Annotated in this window: 19 protein-coding genes and 1 pseudogene; 9 read left to right on the forward strand and 11 right to left on the reverse strand. The window is 51.1% G+C overall.

Annotated features, from left to right (window positions below):
• Nucleotides 1-279: 279 nt before the first annotated feature.
• A complete protein-coding gene (locus DB847_RS21560) occupies nt 280-1,173 on the reverse strand; it encodes a LysR family transcriptional regulator (protein WP_108652511.1) in 894 nt (297 codons plus the stop codon).
• A gap of 111 nt (nt 1,174-1,284) precedes the next feature.
• Here DB847_RS21560 and DB847_RS21565 point away from each other — a divergent pair, with 111 nt between their 5' ends.
• On the forward strand, nt 1,285-1,533 hold the full coding sequence (locus DB847_RS21565) for a hypothetical protein (protein ID WP_108652512.1): 249 nt from the start codon (nt 1,285-1,287) through the stop codon (nt 1,531-1,533).
• A 14-nt stretch (nt 1,534-1,547) separates the two neighbouring features.
• Nucleotides 1,548-2,243 (forward strand): HAD family hydrolase, encoded by a 696-nt coding sequence (locus DB847_RS21570; RefSeq protein WP_108652513.1) that lies wholly within the window; start codon nt 1,548-1,550, stop codon nt 2,241-2,243.
• A 54-nt stretch (nt 2,244-2,297) separates the two neighbouring features.
• On the opposite strand, the gene DB847_RS21575 is transcribed toward DB847_RS21570, so the two are convergent.
• From DB847_RS21575 to ftnA, 4 genes are all read right to left on the reverse strand, one after another.
• Nucleotides 2,298-3,974 carry a carbamoyltransferase C-terminal domain-containing protein gene (locus tag DB847_RS21575; RefSeq protein ID WP_108652514.1) on the reverse strand — a complete coding sequence of 559 codons (1,677 nt, stop codon included), beginning with the start codon at nt 3,972-3,974 and terminating at the stop codon, nt 2,298-2,300.
• A 195-nt stretch (nt 3,975-4,169) separates the two neighbouring features.
• A complete protein-coding gene (locus DB847_RS21580; protein WP_108653059.1) occupies nt 4,170-5,315 on the reverse strand; it encodes a BaiN/RdsA family NAD(P)/FAD-dependent oxidoreductase in 1,146 nt (381 codons plus the stop codon).
• 53 nt (nt 5,316-5,368) lie between these two features.
• Nucleotides 5,369-6,496 (reverse strand): mechanosensitive ion channel family protein, encoded by a 1,128-nt coding sequence (locus DB847_RS21585; protein WP_199911655.1) that lies wholly within the window; start codon nt 6,494-6,496, stop codon nt 5,369-5,371.
• A gap of 55 nt (nt 6,497-6,551) precedes the next feature.
• Complete coding sequence (gene ftnA / locus DB847_RS21590) at nt 6,552-7,103, reverse strand: non-heme ferritin (RefSeq protein ID WP_108652516.1); 552 nt, start codon at nt 7,101-7,103, stop codon at nt 6,552-6,554.
• 220 nt (nt 7,104-7,323) lie between these two features.
• Here ftnA and DB847_RS21595 point away from each other — a divergent pair, with 220 nt between their 5' ends.
• From DB847_RS21595 to DB847_RS21615, 5 genes are all read left to right on the forward strand, one after another.
• Entirely contained in the window at nt 7,324-7,944 is a 621-nt protein-coding gene (locus tag DB847_RS21595; RefSeq protein ID WP_159084784.1) for a hypothetical protein, read from the forward strand.
• Between the two features lie 119 nt (nt 7,945-8,063).
• Nucleotides 8,064-8,669, forward strand: a complete 606-nt coding sequence (locus tag DB847_RS21600; protein ID WP_108652518.1) for an intermembrane phospholipid transport protein YdbH family protein — start codon at nt 8,064-8,066, stop codon at nt 8,667-8,669.
• Between the two features lie 5 nt (nt 8,670-8,674).
• The gene (locus tag DB847_RS21605) at nt 8,675-9,124 is read left to right on the forward strand and encodes an intermembrane phospholipid transport protein YdbH family protein (protein ID WP_234418648.1); all 450 of its coding nucleotides are present in this window, start codon (nt 8,675-8,677) and stop codon (nt 9,122-9,124) included.
• A complete protein-coding gene (locus tag DB847_RS21610) occupies nt 9,121-9,309 on the forward strand; it encodes a YnbE family lipoprotein (RefSeq protein WP_108652520.1) in 189 nt (62 codons plus the stop codon). The genes DB847_RS21605 and DB847_RS21610 overlap by 4 nt, the downstream gene beginning before the upstream one ends.
• A gap of 13 nt (nt 9,310-9,322) precedes the next feature.
• On the forward strand, nt 9,323-9,637 hold the full coding sequence (locus DB847_RS21615) for a YdbL family protein (RefSeq protein ID WP_108652521.1): 315 nt from the start codon (nt 9,323-9,325) through the stop codon (nt 9,635-9,637).
• 12 nt (nt 9,638-9,649) lie between these two features.
• Here DB847_RS21615 and DB847_RS21620 read toward each other — a convergent pair whose 3' ends face one another.
• The 6 genes from DB847_RS21620 to DB847_RS21645 form a co-directional block, all read right to left on the reverse strand.
• Nucleotides 9,650-11,164: a YifB family Mg chelatase-like AAA ATPase gene (locus DB847_RS21620; RefSeq protein ID WP_108652522.1), complete on the reverse strand. Its 1,515-nt coding sequence runs from the start codon at nt 11,162-11,164 to the stop codon at nt 9,650-9,652.
• 123 nt (nt 11,165-11,287) lie between these two features.
• The gene (locus tag DB847_RS21625) at nt 11,288-12,481 is read right to left on the reverse strand and encodes a heme biosynthesis HemY N-terminal domain-containing protein (RefSeq protein ID WP_108652523.1); all 1,194 of its coding nucleotides are present in this window, start codon (nt 12,479-12,481) and stop codon (nt 11,288-11,290) included.
• A complete protein-coding gene (locus tag DB847_RS21630) occupies nt 12,375-13,574 on the reverse strand; it encodes a uroporphyrinogen-III C-methyltransferase (protein WP_108652524.1) in 1,200 nt (399 codons plus the stop codon). The genes DB847_RS21625 and DB847_RS21630 overlap by 107 nt, the downstream gene beginning before the upstream one ends.
• Nucleotides 13,571-14,335 carry a uroporphyrinogen-III synthase gene (locus DB847_RS21635; RefSeq protein WP_108652525.1) on the reverse strand — a complete coding sequence of 255 codons (765 nt, stop codon included), beginning with the start codon at nt 14,333-14,335 and terminating at the stop codon, nt 13,571-13,573. The genes DB847_RS21630 and DB847_RS21635 overlap by 4 nt, the downstream gene beginning before the upstream one ends.
• A complete protein-coding gene (hemC, locus tag DB847_RS21640; protein ID WP_108652526.1) occupies nt 14,328-15,263 on the reverse strand; it encodes a hydroxymethylbilane synthase in 936 nt (311 codons plus the stop codon). Before hemC ends, DB847_RS21635 begins: the two co-directional genes overlap by 8 nt.
• Nucleotides 15,264-15,454: 191 nt before the next feature.
• Nucleotides 15,455-16,702: a cation:proton antiporter gene (locus tag DB847_RS21645; protein ID WP_108652527.1), complete on the reverse strand. Its 1,248-nt coding sequence runs from the start codon at nt 16,700-16,702 to the stop codon at nt 15,455-15,457.
• A gap of 665 nt (nt 16,703-17,367) precedes the next feature.
• On the opposite strand from DB847_RS21645, the pseudogene DB847_RS21650 reads away from it, so the two are divergent.
• Both DB847_RS21650 and DB847_RS21655 read left to right on the forward strand, forming a co-directional pair.
• Nucleotides 17,368-19,805 (forward strand): annotated as a pseudogene (locus DB847_RS21650) (class I adenylate cyclase).
• Between the two features lie 129 nt (nt 19,806-19,934).
• On the forward strand, nt 19,935-20,852 hold the full coding sequence (locus DB847_RS21655; RefSeq protein WP_108652528.1) for an acyltransferase: 918 nt from the start codon (nt 19,935-19,937) through the stop codon (nt 20,850-20,852).
• The last annotated feature ends 230 nt before the right edge of the window (nt 20,853-21,082 follow it).

The following is a 21,082-nucleotide window of genomic DNA, read 5'->3' on the forward strand; positions in this document are numbered from 1 at the left end:
GAGGTATGGATACCGAGCTGGTAGGATTATCAGGGATGATAATCGCCGAGCACCGCAGCTCTGCGGAGGGACTCGCAGCGCGAAGGGAGGTTTTGCTGACTTTTGCCAGTACAAAAGTCAGGCGCTGTCGGCGCCCCGACATATTCTGTGGCGAAGCCACAATATTAGCAGAATGCAATGCAATCAAGTTCGCTTTTGGTACGCTGCGAGCTTAGATAATTTGCCCTTAGATCTGATGATTCGTGTTATAACACTAGCGCCTGTCCCGAGGACTCAGGGTCATAGGGGCTTATCACCCAGTCCTACTGTCGTCTCAAGAAAGCGATCCCGAATGGGATTAGCGACCGATGAGTTCCAGGCCAGGCAGATATCCCATGATGACTTATCCCCATCTAAGGGGTGAATATTCACAGCAGAGCCAGCTAAGAAACGAACACTTTCAGGTAAAATAGCATTACCGATCCCGGCAGAAACCAGAGCAACCAATGTATGGATGTCTTCGGCCTCCTGCATCGCTCTCTCCGGGCGGTTCACCCCCAAATATCTTGCGATCTGGTTGTTGAGTCCCCCGGCTCTTCGGGAAGACATCTGAAGAAAGGGGCGTTCGTATAAGATAGTGTTAAGTTCATCTTGAGATTTATCAAAGTTGCCTTCCGATGACGCAGGCGTAACTAGAGCCAGCCTATCGGATAGCACCTTCTTTGTGCTTAGAGTGTCATCATGTGGATCTCGTATAAATCCCAACTGAATCTGATCGGCTAACAGCATCTCATGCTGCACCGACGATGGCAGGTCCTGTAGATGGACCATGACATCTGAGGTGTGCTGGCGGAATTTTGCAACCAAAGCGGGAGCCAGTTCAAAGGTGGAAAGCCCAAAACCGATACTCAGCTGGCCAGAAACGCCTAAAATCAAGGATTTTGCCTTTGCCTGAAAACGATCGCCCTGTTCGACCAATATCTTTGCCTGGGGAAGCAGCTGCTGTCCCATAGCGGTTAGCTCAGCGCCGTGGCGCCCCCGGTACAACAGGGTACAACCCAGAATCTTTTCAAGTGACTGTATTTGCTTGGTTAAGGCGGGCTGAGTTATGTGCAGCTGTTGAGATGCCTCCTGATAGTTGCCAGTCTCGGCGATAGCTACAAGAGCCTGAAGCTGCCTAAAATCTAATCTCATTCCAAATCCTTATTGAACATGAAACATTATTCATTATTCATCAGCCAAATATTTTGCTGTAATAATTCTACTTGACTTTTCGTGTCGTGTTAACAGGGAAGATTTAATCTCATGAAGGAAACAAGGTATGTATTCTTAACTAAGGATGATGTCACCGTCCCACAGTCCTTAGAGGATACAGACGCGGGTGAAATTCTAATTAGTCTGCTTAGGCAAGGGTTTACACTATCCCCCTATCAAGTAATGGCAACAGATGCCAAGGATGCTATTGCCATCTCTGAATTTAAAAAAAGTGGACAGCTTCGTCAGGATAATGGTCTGCGATGGTTAGGACGTAATCCTACTTTAATTACCAGTTAAGGCTTAACATACGTATGAAAAACTTCTCTGCGGTTTTATTTGATATGGATGGGGTGCTTATTGACTCTCGCCAAGTAATCGAGCAAGCATGGACTAGAGCAGCCCTAGATAAAGGGATACAATTAACGGATGATGATATTCATATGTATGTTCATGGCCGGCCTGGTCAATACACCCTTGATCATATTTTTCATGAATACTCTGAAGAAGAAAAAGCATCTATAAAATCTCAGGTTGATAATTATGAAGAAACAGCTGACTGCAAATTAACCCCAGGTGTTTATTCTTTAATAAAAAAACTAATTGAGCTAGAAATACCAACAGCTTTGGTAACCAGCAGCTGGAAAGAAAGAATTGATTATGTTCTCAAAAGCCACTCTCTAGAAAATGCTTTTAATACGATTATCAATAGACATGATGTCATCCATGGAAAACCCCACCCGAGCTGCTATCTATTAGCCGCATCACAGTTAAATATAAACATATCTGATTGCGTTGTTTTTGAAGATTCTATCAGCGGTGCTATTTCTGCAGAAAAAAGTGGTGCCACTTGCATTGGTATCGGTGATGATAGCCGTCTGATAGAGAATGGTGCCATCGCCTTATACAGGGACTTTCAAAACATAAAATTTAATAATGGTTTGTCAATCAACATAGGTAGTTCATTTTACCCACTAACTATAGGAAAGGAGCTCGATATGGTTAGCTGAGTCAGGTCTTACAGACTCATTAATTTACCTGAGGAGAGCTGTTTTAATAGGTTTTCATCTCCAAACAAACAGCTCATCATTAAATATGATCACATCGACAATATTTTCCTGTAGTGCAGATATTGCATCATCTATGCTCTCCACTATAGGTTCTTCATGCTTATTAAATGACGTATTAATTAGAGCCGGTTGATTTGTTTTTGAGTGCCAATTTACTAATAACTCATGAACAAAAGGGTCATCCTCTTTTTTTACGATCTGGGGTCGAGATGTATTATCTACGTGAACAACGGCAGGGCATGTATAACTTAGAAAATCATGGCACTCATATGTCATTGTCATAAATTCAGATGAGTAGTGCTCTTTTTTCCAGCCAATATAACAATCGGCAGCTAATTCAAAGGCGGTTATTGGAGCGAAAGGCATGAATTCTGTCCTACTCATCCTTTTATTTAGCCACTCATTAACACCTTTATCTGACGCAGGATAAATTATACTCCGGTTACACAAAGCCCTTGGCCCAAACTCCATTTTCCCTTTTACAAGGCCAACGACTTTGCCTTTTCTAAATAACTCCCCTACTAAATCAATAGGGTTTTCAGGTATATCAAATGATAGCTGAGGATATTGTTCTCTTAATATATCCATACATCGAGTCGACTCTGGAACTTCTGGCCCTAATTTCATACTAGGGTTCTTGAACCTATATCCATTTTTTTGAAAAGATACTGCAACTGCAGCAGCAAGTGGAAGCCCTTCATCCCCCATACATGGAAGGACATACACATTTTTTACACCTTGGATCTCTCTTATTCTTTGGTTCAACTTCACATTACCAAATACACCACCAGCCAAACAAACATTCTCACCATTTTTTATGTGCTTGCTGACTATTCCGCATACAATATTCTCAATATGATACTGAGCCGCTGCAGCAATATCTTCTGGATTTTCATCTTTTAAAAGCTCAGTGAGAGCATCACTATACCCAGAGTAAGAGGGATTATATAAGTCCCCACAGCTTGACATTACTCTTCCATCATCACCAAGACTGATCATTTTTGTCATAAGAGGAAGAAGTTTGTATTTATTCCCATGTGAAGCAAGCCCTGTAACTTTCCCCTCGTGCCTATTTGCTTTAAATCCAAGCAAGTGAGTTATTCTGCCGTAAAAGAACCCTAAACTATCAATTGTCGTTTCTCTTTGTAGAACGTCTACTCCCGACTCACTATATCGACTAACAGTTAATGACTGAAAATCACCTCGACCATCACAAGTAACTGTCAATGCCTCTTCAAATGGAGAGCAAATGAATGCGCCAAGAGCATGACATTCGTGATGGTCTATATATACAGCTTTACTCTGCAGGTTATTTTTTGCAACGAACTCTTTGAACTCATGGCTCTTCTCTTTGTTATTATTTACTTCGTTAATCATCCTTGTTTTAATTATATCTACGGATGCAGGATGACTCTCTTTAAATATGCGCTCTACATATAAATTCAGATGCTTCTCTGGATTAAATCCTGCACTCCACCCATAAGCCACAAAATCAATATCATCCAAAGATACTCTTGCTTCATTTAATACATATGAAATTGATCTTGAAGGCCAAGTTTTATGATTTTTTATTCTCGTTAATCTCTCTTCACTAACCGCAGATATAATGGTGTCAGCATTAACCAGGCATGCACCTGAAACATCATTGTTTGAGATACCAAGAACGAGCATACATCAATTTCCATGAGCGAGATCCGTAGGAACTCTGGATTCTACCACTCGATTAAAACTCAATCAAACAGACAGCTTCTTATGTGTTATGTCAAATAAAAAATAGCTAAAGGCACTCAGTGCTTTATATGCCAAGGCCTTGGCATATAAAGAAATTCAGGACTTTATCTCTGCCCGAAGACAAGCCGAATGTCACTATTCAATCTTTAAGGCGTTGCCTGCGGCCACTCCACTGGACCAGGCCCACTGGAAATTAAAGCCTCCCAGGTGCCCGGCCACGTCGACTACCTCACCGATGAAGTAGAGCCCTTTGACCTTACGAGCCTCCATGGTTTTGGAGGAGAGCTCCTGACAGTTGACCCCACCTAACGTCACCTCTGCGGTTCGATAGCCCTCGGTACCATTGGGCAAGATGGACCAGTTGCGCAAGCTCTCTGCCACCAGCTCAAACTGTTTTGGCCCCAGTCCCTTCAGCGGTTGCTCCAGAAACTTAAGCTCCCCCAGAATCGCACTCACAAAGCGCTTCGGATAATAAGAGCTCAGGGTGTTTTTAAGGCTCTGTCCGGGATGAGCCTTCTGTTGAGTCAGTAGCTCAGAGACGATATCCAGCTCCCCCAGCCAATCGATCCTGACTCTTTCTCCCGGCAGCCAATAGGAGGAGATCTGCAAAATCGCCGGGCCAGATAAGCCCCTGTGGGTGAAGAGCACATTCTCACGGAAGCTGGCTCCCCCCTCGGCAAAGACCTCAGCGCGCAACGCGATGCCGGAAAGCTCTCCAAAACGCTCCTTATCCTCGGTATGCAGAGTCAGGGGTACCAGCCCGGCCCTGGGAGGGATTACCTCCAGGCCAAACTCTTCTGCAAGCTGCCAGCCAAAGGCGCTCGCCCCAAGCTTGGGCATCGACAGGCCACCGCTCGCCACCACCAGCGAGTCACAAACAAGATCGCCCTGAGATGTACTCAGTGCAAACCCAGTTTCCTGGCGGGCGACTTGCTCAACCTTGCACTGATAACTAAACTCAACCCCGGCGCTACGGCACTCACTGATGAGTAGCTCGACGATCGCCTTGGCACTCTCATCACAGAAAAGCTGTCCCCAGTCCCGTTCGTGGTATGGGATCCCATGCTTTTCAACCAGGGCGATAAAATCCCAGGGAGTAAAACGTGCCAAAGCCGATTTACAGAAGTGAGGGTTAGCGGATACGAAATCAGCGGGAGTGAGATCCTTATTGGTAAAGTTGCAGCGGCCGCCACCGGAGATCAGCAGTTTACGCCCCGGGCGTTTGCCATGCTCCAGCACCAACACCCGTAACCCACGCCGCGCCGCCGTTGCGGCGCACATCAGTCCGGATGCACCTGCACCGATAATTATACTGTCCCAGCTCTGCTGTTGATTCACGTCTCTGGCTCATTGGATAAAGGGGCGTTGATTTTAGCCATTTTTTCAGCAGAATCCAGCCCGGATGGCAGGGACTCCAGGTGCACAGACTGGGTTGGGAACGCAAAATCGGCCCCGTTTTGGTGCACAATCTCGATGATCTCCACCATCACCCGCTGCTTGGCCTCCTGAAACTCGATCCAGTTGGTGGTGCGGGTGAAGGTATAGACCATGATATCCAGCGAGGAGGGGCCAAAGCCGTTGAGATTCACGATCAGGGTCTGATTCTGATCGATATCCGGATGCTGCTGCAGCATCGACTTAATATCGGCAACCACCTTGGTCAGCAATTTGGAGTCCTGGTAGCGGATGCCGATCGTCTCCTTGATCCGCCGATTGCTCATCCGCGATGGATTCTCAACAGAGATCGAGGTGAAAGCACCATTTGGAACATACAGTGGTCGTTTATCAAAGGTCCTAATCAGGGTTGAACGCCAGCCAATCCGCTCGACGGTTCCCTCGATACTGCGATCGGGTGAGCGCACCCAGTCTCCGACCTTAAAGGGCCGATCCAGGTAAATCATCAACGCGCCGAAGAAGTTCGCCAGCATATCCTTGGCACCGATACCGATTACCAGGCCACTGACACTACCGAAGGCCACCACACCCGACAGGCTCACTCCCAACATCTGGAAGATGATCAAAGCGCCGATCACCACCACGGTAGCTCGTAGAAGCTTTCCTATCGCCAATACCGTGGTGGTATCCCGACCGCGTGTCAGCTGATTATGCTCACCACGGCGAATCAGTCGGATCAGGAACCAGACGATCACCAGGACATAGCAGATCCGCCGGGTGGGGTCGATGTAGTCGGCCCATTTGCCGCTCAGCTCACTGGCAAGCAGATGCAGCAGAGCCAGTGCCCCGGTCAGCCAGATCAACACCTTGACCGGTTTATTGATGGCATACCACAGGCTGTCATCCCACAGGGTCTTACTCTTGCCGACCAGACGCTCAATCCGCCGGCCCACATGACCCCAGATCAGCAATCCAGCCAGTATCAAAACAACCAGAAATAAGGCCTCAACCAGCCAGCCATGCTCTGTCAGATACTGATGCACCGGCTCCCACCACTGAAGATTCATCATATTCCCCATCATCAAAAAAAGGCTGGGATTTAGCCCAGCCAGTCATTATCGTTTATCCCTGTGAGCCAACCTGGGCTCCGTTGGCCATCATCACCGAGCCATTTTTCTCCGGATTATCCAGCATCTCCTGGAGCTCCCTGTCAATGAGATAGAGCCCATGACCATCCTTGCCAAGCAGCTCAAGCTTGTCGACAATCCCCTTGAACAGCTTCTCCTCCTCATGCTGCTCTGCGACATACCACTGCAGGAAGTTAAAGGTCGAGTAGTCCTGAGTGGTAAAGGCAACATGAGCCAGTTCATTGATCTTCTTGGTCACCAGGTACTCATGCTCAAGGGTCTTATGAAACACATCATTGAGTGATTCAAACTCATGAGCCGGCGCCGCGATCGCCCCCAGGATCGGCATCGCCCCTGTTTCACTCACATAGGTAAACAGACGCTCCATATGCTCACGCTCTTCAATGGCGTGATGGCTCATGAACTTGGCTGCCCCCTGAAAGCCCCGGGCCTCACACCAGGCGCTCATCTGCAGATACAGATTGGAGGAGTAGAACTCGAGATTGATCTGCTCGTTCAGTTTTTCAATCATCGATTTATGTAACATCGTTTGCCATCCTTCTTTGCAACTTAGGTTGATTCCACCTGCTAGTGTGACAAACCCTCCCTGATTTCACCACCCTATTAACAAACTGGCTGAGTTGGCCAACATATTCTGCGACCTATGGACTCACCTGCAACAGCATCTGTTATGCTAAAACGATAAAGACCAGCATCGGGACAGAGGTTTGCTCATCTACAGGCTCGGGTTTGGATTGGCACTGCTCATGGCAGGCACGGCTTATGGAATGGATCTCTCCAATCTCGCTGCCGCTATCAGCATCGAAAAACTCTCCACAGATGATGCCTGCCCAAAAATCAGTAGCTCCCCGGTCAAGCTCTCAATGGAGCACAATCTGCTCAGCATGAGTCTGGATAGCCTGACGCTGGATCTGCGCTGTAAAAGCTCCTCTGCCCACCAGAGCCCCCCCGCATCTTCATGGCTCCCACCCGAGGCGCCCGCCTGGCTTCAGTGGCTTCCCGATGCAAAACTGTCTATTCAGCATATCTTGGTGCAACTGCCACACAAAAAAGTGAGGGGAACTCTCAGCGCCAACTATCAGGGCAGAGAACTCACCTTGACAGGAGAACTTGAGCACCAGAAATTCAATGCAAAGGCTAGCCTCACAGAGCATGGCTGGCGTCTCGGGGCGAAACTCCCCACAGAGCTCATCAGCCTGCTGGCTCCTAAACTTCAGCTTACAAAGCCCCTTAAACTGGATGCTGAAGGGACTTTATCCCCCCTGCAAGGAAGCTGGCAGCTCGGCTGGCAGGGTGCCATCAAGTATCCACCCTATGCCTTTAACGCAAAATCAGATCTCGGGGGACTCTTAAACCCTCACTGCTAACCATAGCCCCCGACTCCATAGTCACTCTGAAAACGACTCGGAATGACTCATCAAGACTCAAGCAACTCTCGATTCGCTTTTCCCGGTCGGAACTTACCCCCGAGAGATTCTCAATACCGATGCAGCTAAGCATCGCCCCTGAGACAGCTCTTGCTAAAAAATTGGCAAACACAATCAAGGCACAGCTCGGACTCCTGATCACTCCCCAACAGCAAAAGATGCAACTCTCTTTAACCCTGCCCCCCATCAAGCCCATTCAGACGGATCTCACTTGGCGGCAGGGGGTAGAGATCTCGATTCCCAAACAGGAGATCCCAGCTCGGGATATTGCCAGCTGGGCCAGGCAGTTTCGCTTGTTCAAAGGTAAGGATCTCAAGGTCTACTCGGGGAGCCTGGTCGTTTCCGCTATCCCAGCCAAAGAGCAACTCAGGGTGCAGGCTGAGCTTCGAGGAGTGGATGCGAATATTCAGCAATTTGAGATCACAGACCTCAATAGTGAGTTTAAGGCTAAGCTCAACTCACAAAGCTGGCACCCGATAGCCCCACCGGAGCTAATGCTTCGGGCAAAGCAACTCAATGTTGGAATTCCCTTAGATCAACTGAACCTTGAGGTGCAGGGTGTCGCACCGCCACGACTCCAACAGTTTGAGACCAAACTACTGGGAGGCAGTTTAACCGCCAGGGATATTCCAATCTCAGAAAATACCAGGGGATTATTTGGCTGAAACATATCTCGCTTGCCGAGTTACTCAAGCTCCCCAATCTTACAGGTCTCAGTGGTGAAGGCTATCTGGATGGATCCCTGCCCTTTCACTGGGAGAGTGGGCTCTCTATCGAACAGGGCGAGATCCATAACCGGGGACCGGGGCATCTCAGCTACATTCCTGAGCCCAAGATCCTCAAAATGAGCCAGGGGAACCCATCGATGAGCCTGCTACTCAGATTATTGAAGGATCTCAACTACCACCAGCTCAGCTCTCAGGTCAGCTATCAGAGCAACGGAGACACGACACTTAAGGTCTCTATCAAGGGCAAGAGTCCGGCCCTGAGCGCACAACGGGAGGTCAACTTTAACTACACGCACCAGGAAAATCTGTTACAACTACTAAAGAGCCTGCGGATCACCCATGATGTTGAGACGCAGCTGGACCGACTTCTCGGTGGAAAGGACGAATCATGACCAAGCGACTGGTACTACTTACTATGTTCCTGTTTGCACTTGCTGCCTGTACCCCAAGGGTTGAAGTGGCAGTGCCAGACAAACCCATCACGGTAAATCTCAATGTCAAAATCGATCACGAGATCCGAGTTAAGGTAGATAAAGAGCTGGATCAACTGTTTGAAGATAACAGTGGACTGTTTTAATCAAGGAGATGCTATGAAACGCCTGATTATCCTGTTTAGCGCACTCTTGCTAAGCTTTTCTGCATTAGCCCTGAACCTGCAACAAGCCAAACAACAAGGACTGGTTGGAGAGCAGGCCAACGGCCTGCTAGGCGTGGTCAAGGGAGGCCCAGGGGTTGGTGAGCTGGTTGCGAATGTCAATGCACAGCGTCTACAGCAATATAAGAAGATCGCCAGAAAAAGTGGCGCCAGCCTGCAACAGGTCCAGGATCTGGCGGGCCAAAAGACCCTTAAAAATGCCAGTCCCGGTCAGTATGTTCAGGGCTCTGGCGGCTGGCGCAAAAAATAGATTCTGATACGTTTAATAGCGGCTCAGCTCCTGAAGCAGCCGCTCCATCGCCCGATATCCCAGGGCCTCAGCCAGGTGCTCATGAGCTATCTGTGGCTCATCGCTCAGATCGGCTATGGTTCGGGAAACCTTGAGGATCCTGTGCCAGGCCCGCACCGATAACCCCAGCTTATGGATGGCGTTCTCCAAAAACAGGCTCTCCTGCTCACTCAGGGTGCAATACTGTTTGAGCTCGGCCGCGCTCAGGTGTGCATTTAACTTGCCGGCCCTGCTTACCATCCGCTGCTGTGCCGCCAGGATCCTCTCGCGTACCTCGGCCGATGACTCCCCCTCGGCTCGGGGGTGAGTCAGTTCTCCGCGCTCCAGTGCGGCAACTTCGACACTCAGATCAAAGCGATCCAACAGCGGCCCGGAGAGTTTACGCAGGTAGCGCAGGATCTGCTCCGGCGAGTCCCGGCGCCGCTCTCCACGATAATAACCACCGGGACAGGGGTTCATCGCCGCAATCAGCTGAAAACGGGCAGGAAAGGTGAGCTGTCCGGCCGAGCGAGAGATGGTGATGTCGCCACTTTCCAGGGGTTGCCTCAAGATCTCAAGGGCCCGGCGTTCGAACTCAGGCAACTCATCCAGAAACAGCACTCCATGATGAGCTAATGAAATCTCACCAGGGCGTGGAATGGTTCCCCCTCCCGCCAGTGCTATGGGTGAGGCGCTATGATGAGGCGCCCTGAACGGCCTTTGATACCAATGGTAAGAGGTGACAGGGTGGCCAGCCGCACTGTGGATCACGGCTCGCTCCCGAGCCTGCTCTTCACTGAGCTCAGGAAGCAATCCGGTCAATCGCTGAGCCAGCATACTCTTGCCGGTGCCCGGAGGCCCAAGCAGTAACAGGTGGTGGGCTCCGGCTGCAGCAATCTCCAGCGCACGCTTGGCATGCTGCTGACCGATGACATCCCTGAGATCCGACAGAAGCTCTGGTGGTGAGTCCTCTTCGAGCAGAGGTTGATTAAGCTCGGTGCAGCCGTTGAGAAAGCCGGTGACCTCCAACAGATGGGTCGCGGTTCGTACCGAGGTATCTTGCAGGCAGGCAGACTCACTACCATTTTCGACGGGCAGGATAAGCTCCCGATTGGCACTTTTTGCGGCCAGAGTCGCAGCCAGGGCACCATGGACCGGACGGATTTCGCCGGACAGGGCAAGCTCTCCGAGAAACTCATAGCGGGAAAGCTTGCTGGCGGGGATCTGCTCAGAAGCAGCCAGGATCCCCAGGGCAACCGCCAGATCATAGCGCCCTCCCTGCTTGGGGAGATCGGCCGGGGCCAGATTTACGGTAATTTTCTGCGAAGGGAAGGTAAAGCCGGAGTTCAGCAGGGCGCTGCGCACCCGGTCCCGGGCCTCACGAACCGAAGCTTCCGGTAATCCGACGATTGCAAAGCCGGGAAGCCCCGCCGACAGGTGGGTTTCGACAGTTATTTCGGGGGCCCCTACCCCCAGGCAAGCCCGGGTATTGATAATCGAAAGAGACATACACAGAACCTTTCCATGGCCAGGTACACTTCCAAGTGTGCGCAAAAAACAATCGGCCGCCAAGGCTTAGGCCAAAAAAAGCCATGCTGAGCATGGCTTTTTCAATCCCGGGCTTTGGTAGCATTATGGATTTGAGGCAATGGCTAAATTCAGACCTTTACGGTAGTAACCTGCCGCCTTATCCGGCAGCCGCGCCTGCTCAGACAGAGAAGCCAGTTTGAGGTAGTCTTCGGCCGTGACGTCTTTTAGACTCACCAGCTTCTCATAGCTCTGGGCCGCCTTATCCGGTAATCCCAGCTGCAGCTGGATTGAGCCCTTGGCCCGATATAGCGCAGCCTGGCTCGGCTGACTCTCAATGAGCTTATCCAGATAACGCTCCGCAACCTGCAGATCGTTCAGCTTGAGCCTGCCAAACAACGCCAGCAGTTGAGGATCCAGTGAGAGCTTGAGCCCCTCCTTAAGAAATTCAAAGGCTTGCTGATCGGCATTGAGTAACATCAACTGCCGACACAGGGCCGCCAAGATGACAGGATCGAGCCGTTCAGCTTTCGACAGCGAGCGCCAGCTGTTGATCAGGGGAGCCGGATCCTTATCCTTCGCCAGTTGCTCAAACAATCCCTGTATCGCCACACGTAACAACTTGTGGCACTCGGATTCACTGCACACCTTTTGCTTTTGCAGGTTCGGCAGCAGATCGAGTAGATCCTGCCATTCCCCAAGCTTTAGATACACCTGCCTGAGCAGCCCCAAAACCTCAACATTGCGGGGCTGAGAGCGATACAACTGCCTGAGCGTGGCCAGCGCCTCCTCAAATTGCTTGCTTTGTAGCTGAAGACGCGCCTGAACTATGCCAATAGCCAACTCAGCCTTGGGTTCATGCTCATAGGCCAATCGCAGATAGTTATCACGCTGCTCCGGTTTGCTCTGCCCCTGAGCTGCCTCTGCTGCCGACAGGTAGTTCAGTAGCGGAGTGTGGTGCTCCCGGGCGCCCCTAACGATGAGCTTCTCCGCTTTACGGTAGTTTCCCTCGGTCATCGCCAGCATCCCACTCATGGTGTTGTCTACCGCCTTCTGTTTGCGGCGGCGGATAAACCAGTTACGCAGACGTGAGCGGCATGAGAACAACCGGGAGATCAGCCACTCAAGCAACAGCAGAACTATGAAGGCCAGAGCCAACAGGACTCCTGCGGTGGTTGCTGAAGTTTCGATGTTATATCCAGCCACCGAGAGCAGCAGATACCCCTGATGTCCGGCGGCCATAGGGCCAACGACCAACCCGAGTAGCAAAACGGCACAGATGATGATAATTCGGATCATTGTGCCTCCTGGGGGTGATCGCTCCGCCTTGAGACAAGCGCTGCTGCAAAATTCCCTCAAGCTGCGGCAGAGACTTTAGCTGTTTAGGGTACTCGACAGAAACCGGCTGTTTGATGAGTTGGTCAAGCTCTCTGATAACGCCCTGGGCCTTGGGATCATTGGCTGAGAAATATTGAGCTACCCACTGTCTGGCATCGGCCAGGCTCTGACGGTAGAGCTCTGGCTGCTCCTGGTACACAGCCTGCTGGGCCTGCAGAATCATCAGCCGCAAATTCTGCCTCAGGTACCAGTTCTGTGAAGGAGAAAGCAGAGGTTTCACCTGCCCATCCTGGCGCTGCACGGTCACAAAATCATTGATGAAATGGTGCCAGCTTTTTACCAGGTTCTGTTTCCAGTCGGCAACCTGGCTGCTCAATTGATCCTGCTGGGCATCCTGCTGCTTTCTGACATAGGGATGGGCAAGCTCCAGCTTATCGATCTGGGTTACCAGTGCTCCCAGACGCAGGGCGATTCCCTCGCGATCAGGACGGTGTAGGGCCTGCAGCTGGGTGATGTCATTGGCAATGGTCCGTCTCAGGGGGATAAGGCTTGGATCATGTAGGCTCAAAATACGCTCGTCGGCGGAGTTCAGCAGTAAAATAGCCGTGGGAACATCATGCTGCAACCAGAGTTTATGACCAGCCATCTTCAGCAAATAGTCGGCCTCGGAGAGTACCCAGTTGGCGGGGGTGCGCTGGGCCTTCTCCCTGAGCTGAGCTCTGAGCTGCCCGACCACTTCGGAGAGTTGTTTGGCATCTTGCTGCTGCTCATCAAGTTGCTGGCGGGTTTGCTGCAGGGTCTGCGATAACTGCTCCCGGGCCGTTTTTTCCTGGGTAAGCTGCGAGTCCACTTGCAGGTTGCTCATAGCCTGCTGCTGAACTCGCTCCTTTCCAAGCCATAACAAGGATCCACCGATAACTATTGCCAATAGTAGCGCCAGAATAGAGACTAACAGTGAAATTTTTGGAAGCAGGGCTCCTTTATTGCTGGTCGCAGGCTTAGAGGATGACCCCTTGGCTGCTGAGGTCTCGATATTTTTATTCTCCGCCGTCATATCTGATCCTTTGTTGATTGCCCAATTACATCAGCCAGCGCTTTCGCTGAAGCATCCGATGCAATCTGTAGCTCTTTGAAGCCTGCGTCCCTTGCCAGCCGAGCGATGCGAGATGATGTCACGATCACACGCAGGGAAAACAACCAGTGATGCTGGTTTAAAGGCGCAAGTTCACACAATCGTTGTAACAATTCACCACTGCTGATGATAACACTATTTACCCTGAGTTGTTGCCACTGCGACACCAGGACTGCGCCATCCAGCGGCGGATAAACCCGCCGATAAGCCTCCAGGATCTCAAGCCTAGCTCCACGCTCCACCAGGGTCTCCGGAAGCAGCTCCCTGCCACCATTCCCCCGGAGTAACAAGATACGTCTCCCGGCAACTGCAGAAGCTTGCAGAGAGGGGAGCGCCAACAGGCCTTCCGAGGAGTGTTGCTCCGGCAGGTGGATGGGGGTTACTTGTGGCAACTGCCAGTCACTGGCGGTCGCGGGCCCCACCGCATAGTACTCACAATCGGGCCACTGTCGCTGATGATTGTTAAGTTCACCTTGGGCCCATTCGATGGCGTAGCGACTGGTTGCGATCAACTTATCGGTAGTCGTTAAGGCGGTAAGCCGCTCTCCCAGCCGATGAAGATCTTTGCCTTTCTCAATCACCATCAAGGGAGTTGCACAGCAGTGCACTCCCAGTTGGTCAAGCTCCCGGGCAAGTGTGCTTGCCTGGGGCTCGGCGCGAATGATCAGGGTACAATCAGTCAAACTGGATCCCGGCCTGTCTCAGGAGCTCACCTGCCCCCTGGCTAAGAAGCTCTTCGGCAAGCTTGGTGCCAAGGCTTTCGGCTTGCTCGCTCCCCCCCTCAACCTGGGCCTCAAGCACCCTGGAGCCATCGACAGCCCCCACCAGACCACGGAGTTTGAGATGAGATCCAGTTAGTTCGGCAAATGCACCGATCGGGACCTGGCAGCCACCATTGAGTCGCCCGTTAAAGGCTCGCTCGGCCGTGACACAGATCCTGCTGGGAGCATGCTCCAGTACACTCAGCAGCTTAAGCACCTGCTCATCATCCTGGCGGCACTCGATCCCGACGGCCCCCTGGCCATTGGCTGGCAGTATCTGCTCCGGCTCAATAAAGCTGGCAATGCGCTCATCCAGCTCAAGGCGCTGCAATCCGGCAGCCGCCAGGATGATGGCGTCATACTCCCCCTGATCCAGTTTGGCCAGGCGGGTATTCACATTGCCACGCAGATCCCGAATCTCCAGCTCGGGATAATGGGCCTTGATTTGAGCCTGACGTCGCAGACTGGATGTGCCAACGACACTCCCTGCCGGGAGTTCAGCCAGATTCTGATAACCGGAACAGACAAAAGCATCCCTGGGATCGGCACGCTCACAGATGGTCGCCAAACACAGTCCCTCCGGAAGCGCCATAGGTACATCCTTCATCGAATGCACCGCGATATCAGCACGCAGCTCAAGGATCGCTTGCTCAAGCTCTTTGAGAAATAGCCCCTTACCACCGATTTTTGCCAGGGGAGTATCCAGAATCTTATCCCCCCGGGTGAGCATAGGGACCAGCTCTACCTGCAGATGAGGGTGATGCAACTCAAGTTGCTGCTTCACAAATTCAGCTTGCCACAGAGCTAGCTTGCTCTGGCGAGTCGCAATTTTAAGGCTCGTTTGCGCCATGACCGGATCCTGTCTGAAAAAATTCGCAGTCATAGTATCACTAAGGCTCTGTTGACCTAACAGGTTTTGAGCCTGTCAGATCACCTGTTTAAATAAAAAAGCCAGCTCTTTTACAAGCTGGCTTATTAGATTCAGTGGTGTTACCCGGATTTATTCAAAATGGGTAGTCCCCGTAGAACTCAGATCATGGCTCAGGTCAGTTTGAGCTTCTTCATTAAGGGGTGGATCGTCATCCCCTGTACCACCAGGGTAAAGAGCACCACCCCGAAGGTCATATCCATGATGAGATGCCGGTACTCGAGATCTTTAGGCAGGCTCAGCACCAGGGCAATTGGGATCGCCCCCCGCAGCCCGCCCCACCACATGACCAGCTGGCGACGCCAATCAACCTTATAGTTCGGCAGGAACCGATTCGAGATAGACATGAGCACAGGGATCAGAATAAAGCGGCTCACCAGCACGGCGAAGACTGCAATCACAATATACCAGCCATGATCAGTGTAGCGCCCGATGTTGGCAAACAGTTGATCCTCGGTCAGTCCCAGCAACAGGAAGATCAGGGCATTAGCCACAAATGCGGCATATTCCCAGTAATGCTCCATGAAGTTATGTACTTCGTGATCGAGGATCTTGGTCGCCTGGATCCGAAACACAATGCCGGCACTCATCACCGCCATGATTCCGGAAAAGCCCAGGTGCTCAGGAATGATATAAGCTACATAAGCGATCACTGTGCTGAGGGCAATCTGAATTAGCGGATCGCCACGCTCTACCCGAATCAACCAACTCAGAACAAAGCCGATCACGGCCCCTGATACGGCTCCTCCGATAAAGATCTTAAAGAACTGGAAAACCGCGCCTCCCAGCATCCCCGCCGACAAGCTAATCCCCTGACCGGACTGGGCCAGGGCGGTAATCATCCCCATCAGCACGGTAAAGAGTACAATTGCCGTAGCATCATTGAGCACGCTTTCACCATCGACCAGCATGGTCAGGCGCTTACAGACTCCCAGCTCCCGGAAAAGAGCGATCACCGCAACCGGGTCGGTCGCAGAGATAAGGGCGCCGAACAGAAAAGCCAGCAGCAATGGGAGTGGCGTCCAGTGGCCGACCATAATCCCGATAATCGCCGTGGAGATCAGCAATCCGGGGATCGCCAGCATCAGGATGAATAGCAGGTTCTTTTTCAAGAGCTTCACATCCAGCGCCATGGACGCTTCAAAAATCAGCGTCGGCACGATCAGATACAGAATAAAATCGGGTGTGAGCTGCGCCTTTGACAGAAAACTAAAAAACTCCGTGGTATGTCCCAGGTACCCCAGAAGCATACCGATCAACACCAGCCCTACCGTAAAGGGCATTCGAATTTTTCGTAGCAAGCTGGCAGCCAGGGCCGCTATAAACAGCAAAAAGACGATAATCTTTATTTCGATGACCATTGATTTACCTTTGAGTGGTTCAGCCTTCCTAGCACACTGTCCATTGAAAGCAAAAAAAACGGCCTGCGATGGGCCGACTGCCGAGCATACAAGGAAAGCGCAAAACTCTCTAGGTCTGCTGAGGTTTCAATTTTGCCTGGGCTATGCATCATTTTGTTATCAGTCAGGCAGTCATTTAGAAAAGCAAATCCCATGACTCACACACGCACCAAAGCTATCTCAGGGCGATAGATTCACGAGATGAAATCTCAGCAGAGCCAAATGCAAGCTCGACGGATGGTTCTATCAGATTTTATCGGACAGAAAATGAGCTTAGATCAATAGATAACACGCCTTGGGGATATTTCGTACAGATCGGGGCAAATTTCAGGGGCTAAGTGGTTGAAATAACGGCCAAATGGAAGTGATTCTCAATTCGGATGAAAACGCTTTCTTTTGCAAGGAATTTTCTATTATATCAAACAATTACTACTAAAAATATCGAGCTAACCACAAATGAACTTTACGGAACTTTATCAAATCGTTACCATGATCACAGTTTTTGTTATGTGATGACAAAAGTGACCTTGCCCTGTCCCTCAATCGATCAAGTGACGGCAAGCACCCCGGATCCAGCGATCCAGCAACGCATTGAGCGCCTAAAAAAACGTAATAATACATGCTACATGCGTGCACTGGGGGGGCTAAGCCATTTTGGCCGGCAGATATTGCAGCTGCTGCCATCACTGCTGCATTATAATCAGCCAAACTTGCCAGGTTTTGTCAGCCAACAGGTACCTCACGGTATCTGCAACTACCAGGTTGATGAACAGGAGCTACAACTCCTGGAAACCTTTTGCCTGGTGCACTCCCCGACGGAGCCCATCGTCAATCAGGACTCAATTCTCGGTGTTTACTGCATGGGCAGTACCGCCTCCATGGGCCAGTCCAAGTTTTCCGATCTTGATATCTGGTTGTGCCACCCCCGCCACTGGACCCCGGAGCAGTGCCAACTGCTTGAGCAAAAATGCCAGCTACTGACCCGCTGGGCCGAACGCCACGATGTTGAACTCAACTTCTTTCTGATCCCAGATGATAAGTTTCAAACCAATAATCACACGGATCTTGGGGGCGAAAGCTGTGGCAGCGCCCAACACCTGCTGCTACTCGATGAGTTTTATCGCTCCTATACCTATCTGGCAGGCAAGCAGATCCTCTGGCCTCTGGTTGCAGCTGCCGATGAGGATAACTACGAACTGGCCGTAGAGAAGTTATGGGCTGATCCAGCAATCTCTCCTGAACAGTGGTTTGATCTCGGAGGTCTGACCCGGATCCCAGCTGAGGAATACTTTGGCTCCGCGCTCTGGCAACTGTATAAGAGCCTGGACTCCCCCTATAAGGCGGTCATCAAGACCCTTTTGATGGAAGCCTACTCTCACGAATACCCGGATACCCGCTTACTGTCTCTGCAAGCCAAGCGCTGGATGCAAAATAACGATGAGTACGGGCCGCAGCTCGACTCCTACTACATGATGCTGGATAAGGTCACCAACTACCTTAAATCAATCGGTGATACCGAGCGTCTTGATCTGGTTCGTCGCTGCTTCTACCTCAAGGTTCGCGCCGGATTTCGCGAAACTGCGGATCCCTTGTTTGCTGAGAACCGCCGCCTGACCGAAAAGTGGCTGGCAAGCCTGACCGACTACTGGGGCTGGCCGGAGCACAAGATCAAACACCTGAACCACAGGCGCTACTGGAAAGTTGAAGATGTGCAAAGCGCCTATCAGGAACTGCTCAGCGCCCTGATGCAGAGCTACCGAAAGCTGATTAACTTTGCCCGGCGCAACAACATCAGTGAGTCGATTAACCCTGAGGATATCGGGGTTCTGTCCCGTAAACTCTACGCCGCCTTTGAAAGCCTTCCCGGCAAGGTTCAGCGAATCAACCTCAAGATAGCCCCGGATCTTCATGAAGGGGATCTGAGCTTTATCCAAGTTTCACAACCGCGCAACTATCCTAAGGGCTGGTATCTGTATAAATACCCGCTGAACTCCCGGGAGCTGCTGGGGCGCAGCTATCTGGAGCATAACTCCTATATCAGTAAGCTGGTGGCCTGGGCCTATTTTAATGGTCTGCTGACTCAGCGCACCGAAGTACACCTGCATCCCAAGAATACCGATCTTGGCTTTGATACCCTCAACCAGTTCTGTTCGGACCTGGCTAACAGCTTCCCGGTTCGCTTCTCCAAGGCAACCAACCAGGCCCTGAGCCGCCCCTGTGAGATCCAGCACCTTGGAATCTTCCTTAACCTGGAATGCGACCCGACCGCCCGCTGGAGCGCTAAAGAGCTAAAGCGTAATACCCAGGGGGATGTGTTCTGCTTTGGTAAGGACTCTCAGTGCATCATCGGCAGTATCGACCTCATCTACCGCAACTCCTGGAACGAGATCCGAACCCTACACTTCCAGGGGCCGGAGCGGGTGATGAACTTTATGACCACCCTGCTGGGTAAGATGCATCAGGATGCTCGTGCCCCTCAATCGATCGAGGTGTTCTGCTATAGCCAACATTACAAAGAACAGATAGAGACCCGGATCCGCGAACTGGTCGATGAGTTTATTCAGCTCAGGCTGGCACCCGAGCAGACCTGTGTGGTGAAAACTCAGCAGATTGGCCAGGAAAAATACGGAGTCTTTTTTGAGCGCCGCGGGGTCAGTGTCAAACGTCTGGAGAATGCCATCGATTTTTACTGCAAGATCTCAGATAAGAAACTTGAGCACGCCCCCATCCCCTGGATGAGAAGCAGCGCCCCCGGATCCCCAAGATCGTCGATGCCTATGCCAGCGAGGGCCTGGTTCAATACTTCTTCGAAGATTGTGACAACTGCTTTAATCTGTACATTCTCGATGAACACAACCAGATGGAGATCTACCACAGGTTCTCGGGCAACAAGGATGAGCTTATTCAACGGATTAACCAGTACTACACCAGTACCACAGAGCGCGCCAAAGAAGATCCCCACCATGTCAATTTTAACCTGCCCCAGTTCTACGAAATGACCCGCCAGGGAGAAGGCTACGAAGTTCACCCCTACCGTTCTTCGGGACGCTACCCCGGCCCATAAAAATCGTCGGCAGAGCACACAATCCACTTTGAATAAGTTGTTAGCCCAGTGTTAGAATTGCCGCTTTGCAAAATGCCCCGGCTCCTTGCGCTATGGGCCTCCCACAAGATATTAACGAGCTTAAGGACTATGCTGACGGTCTTACCAAGATTTATTCTGTTTATCTTAAATGTGCTACTGGTTGTAGCTGCGACTGCATTTAATACCCTTCTTATCTTTATCTGCTCAGTCTTGAAGCTACTGCTGCCATTCGGGCCGACACAGCGCTTCTTCAGTCGCCTGAATAACCGATTCATGGGATGGTGGCTTGAGGCTAACCGCTTGATTCTCTCCCTCACCAACCGGGTTGAGTGGGATATTGAAATGCCAGATTATCCCTTTAGCAAGCGGGAGTGGTATCTACTGACCTGCAATCACCAGAGCTGGAGCGATATAGTGATCCTCGGCTACCTGTTCGGCCGCCTGATCCCACCACCTAAATTCTTTCTCAAGCACTCTTTGCTATTTGTCCCCTTTGTCGGATTGGCCTGCTGGGGGCTGGACATGCCCTTTATGCGGCGTTACTCCAGAGAGAAGCTGCTGAAAAAACCTCATCTTCGCGGAAAAGACGTTGAAGTCACGAAAAAATCCTGTGAAAAGTTCAGGACTCTGCCTACCACTGTGATCAATTTTGTAGAGGGTACCCGCTTCGATATAGAGAAGCAGCGCCGCCTGAAGTCACCGTACCAACACCTGCTCCCTCCCAAGGCCGGCGGCTTCTCTACTGCACTGGGGGCCATGGGGCCATTCTTTAATCAATTGATCGATGTGACTCTGCTCTATCCGGAAAACCAGAAGTCACCCTTTATCGATCTCCTGTGCGGGCGAATGCGCCGCATCGTGGTGCGGGTCACCATTCACTCTTTGCAGCAACAGGAGCTGGAGCTTGATCCACAGCTGACCGAGGCTCAGCAAAAACGTCAGCAACAACAGTGGTTACAAAAACAGTGGCAGGAAAAAGATCTGTGGATTGAAAGCTACTATCAACAACACCCGACCCCGGATTGAGCCTGGATACCTCTCAGGCTCTGCTGTCCTGGCCAACTTGCTGGTCGCAGAGCCGATAACCCACTAAACACTCTTCACCACAGCTCCCGGGGAGTACTTTACCCACACAACCGAAAAAAATTTTAATTTTTTTTATGACCCTAAAAGCCATTTAGACGGCTAAACATCCATACTGCCTAAAATAAAATTCCGCCCATCAATATAAAGTCAAAATATATGTCGTAAATGAT

It is taken from the genome of Dongshaea marina, from assembly GCF_003072645.1.
Classification (GTDB): Bacteria; Pseudomonadota; Gammaproteobacteria; order Enterobacterales; family Aeromonadaceae; genus Dongshaea; species Dongshaea marina.

What these genes read in the sequence shown, in the direction of transcription:
- DB847_RS21570 (WP_108652513.1), top strand. Translation starts at nt 1,548, where the DNA reads ATGAAAAACTTCTCTGCGGTTTTATTTGATATGGATGGGGTGCTTATT.
- DB847_RS21560 (WP_108652511.1), bottom strand. Translation starts at nt 1,173, where the DNA reads ATGAGATTAGATTTTAGGCAGCTTCAGGCTCTTGTAGCTATCGCCGAG.
- hemC (WP_108652526.1), bottom strand. Translation starts at nt 15,263, where the DNA reads ATGGCGCAAACGAGCCTTAAAATTGCGACTCGCCAGAGCAAGCTAGCT.
- DB847_RS21625 (WP_108652523.1), bottom strand. Translation starts at nt 12,481, where the DNA reads ATGATCCGAATTATCATCATCTGTGCCGTTTTGCTACTCGGGTTGGTC.
- DB847_RS21595 (WP_159084784.1), top strand. Translation starts at nt 7,324, where the DNA reads ATGGCAGGCACGGCTTATGGAATGGATCTCTCCAATCTCGCTGCCGCT.
- DB847_RS21615 (WP_108652521.1), top strand. Translation starts at nt 9,323, where the DNA reads ATGAAACGCCTGATTATCCTGTTTAGCGCACTCTTGCTAAGCTTTTCT.
- DB847_RS21575 (WP_108652514.1), bottom strand. Translation starts at nt 3,974, where the DNA reads ATGCTCGTTCTTGGTATCTCAAACAATGATGTTTCAGGTGCATGCCTG.
- DB847_RS21580 (WP_108653059.1), bottom strand. Translation starts at nt 5,315, where the DNA reads ATGTGCGCCGCAACGGCGGCGCGGCGTGGGTTACGGGTGTTGGTGCTG.
- DB847_RS21600 (WP_108652518.1), top strand. Translation starts at nt 8,064, where the DNA reads ATGCAGCTAAGCATCGCCCCTGAGACAGCTCTTGCTAAAAAATTGGCA.
- DB847_RS21630 (WP_108652524.1), bottom strand. Translation starts at nt 13,574, where the DNA reads ATGACGGCGGAGAATAAAAATATCGAGACCTCAGCAGCCAAGGGGTCA.
- DB847_RS21645 (WP_108652527.1), bottom strand. Translation starts at nt 16,702, where the DNA reads ATGGTCATCGAAATAAAGATTATCGTCTTTTTGCTGTTTATAGCGGCC.
- DB847_RS21585 (WP_199911655.1), bottom strand. Translation starts at nt 6,496, where the DNA reads ATGAATCTTCAGTGGTGGGAGCCGGTGCATCAGTATCTGACAGAGCAT.
- DB847_RS21565 (WP_108652512.1), top strand. Translation starts at nt 1,285, where the DNA reads ATGAAGGAAACAAGGTATGTATTCTTAACTAAGGATGATGTCACCGTC.
- DB847_RS21655 (WP_108652528.1), top strand. Translation starts at nt 19,935, where the DNA reads ATGCTGACGGTCTTACCAAGATTTATTCTGTTTATCTTAAATGTGCTA.
- ftnA (WP_108652516.1), bottom strand. Translation starts at nt 7,103, where the DNA reads ATGTTACATAAATCGATGATTGAAAAACTGAACGAGCAGATCAATCTC.
- DB847_RS21610 (WP_108652520.1), top strand. Translation starts at nt 9,121, where the DNA reads ATGACCAAGCGACTGGTACTACTTACTATGTTCCTGTTTGCACTTGCT.
- DB847_RS21620 (WP_108652522.1), bottom strand. Translation starts at nt 11,164, where the DNA reads ATGTCTCTTTCGATTATCAATACCCGGGCTTGCCTGGGGGTAGGGGCC.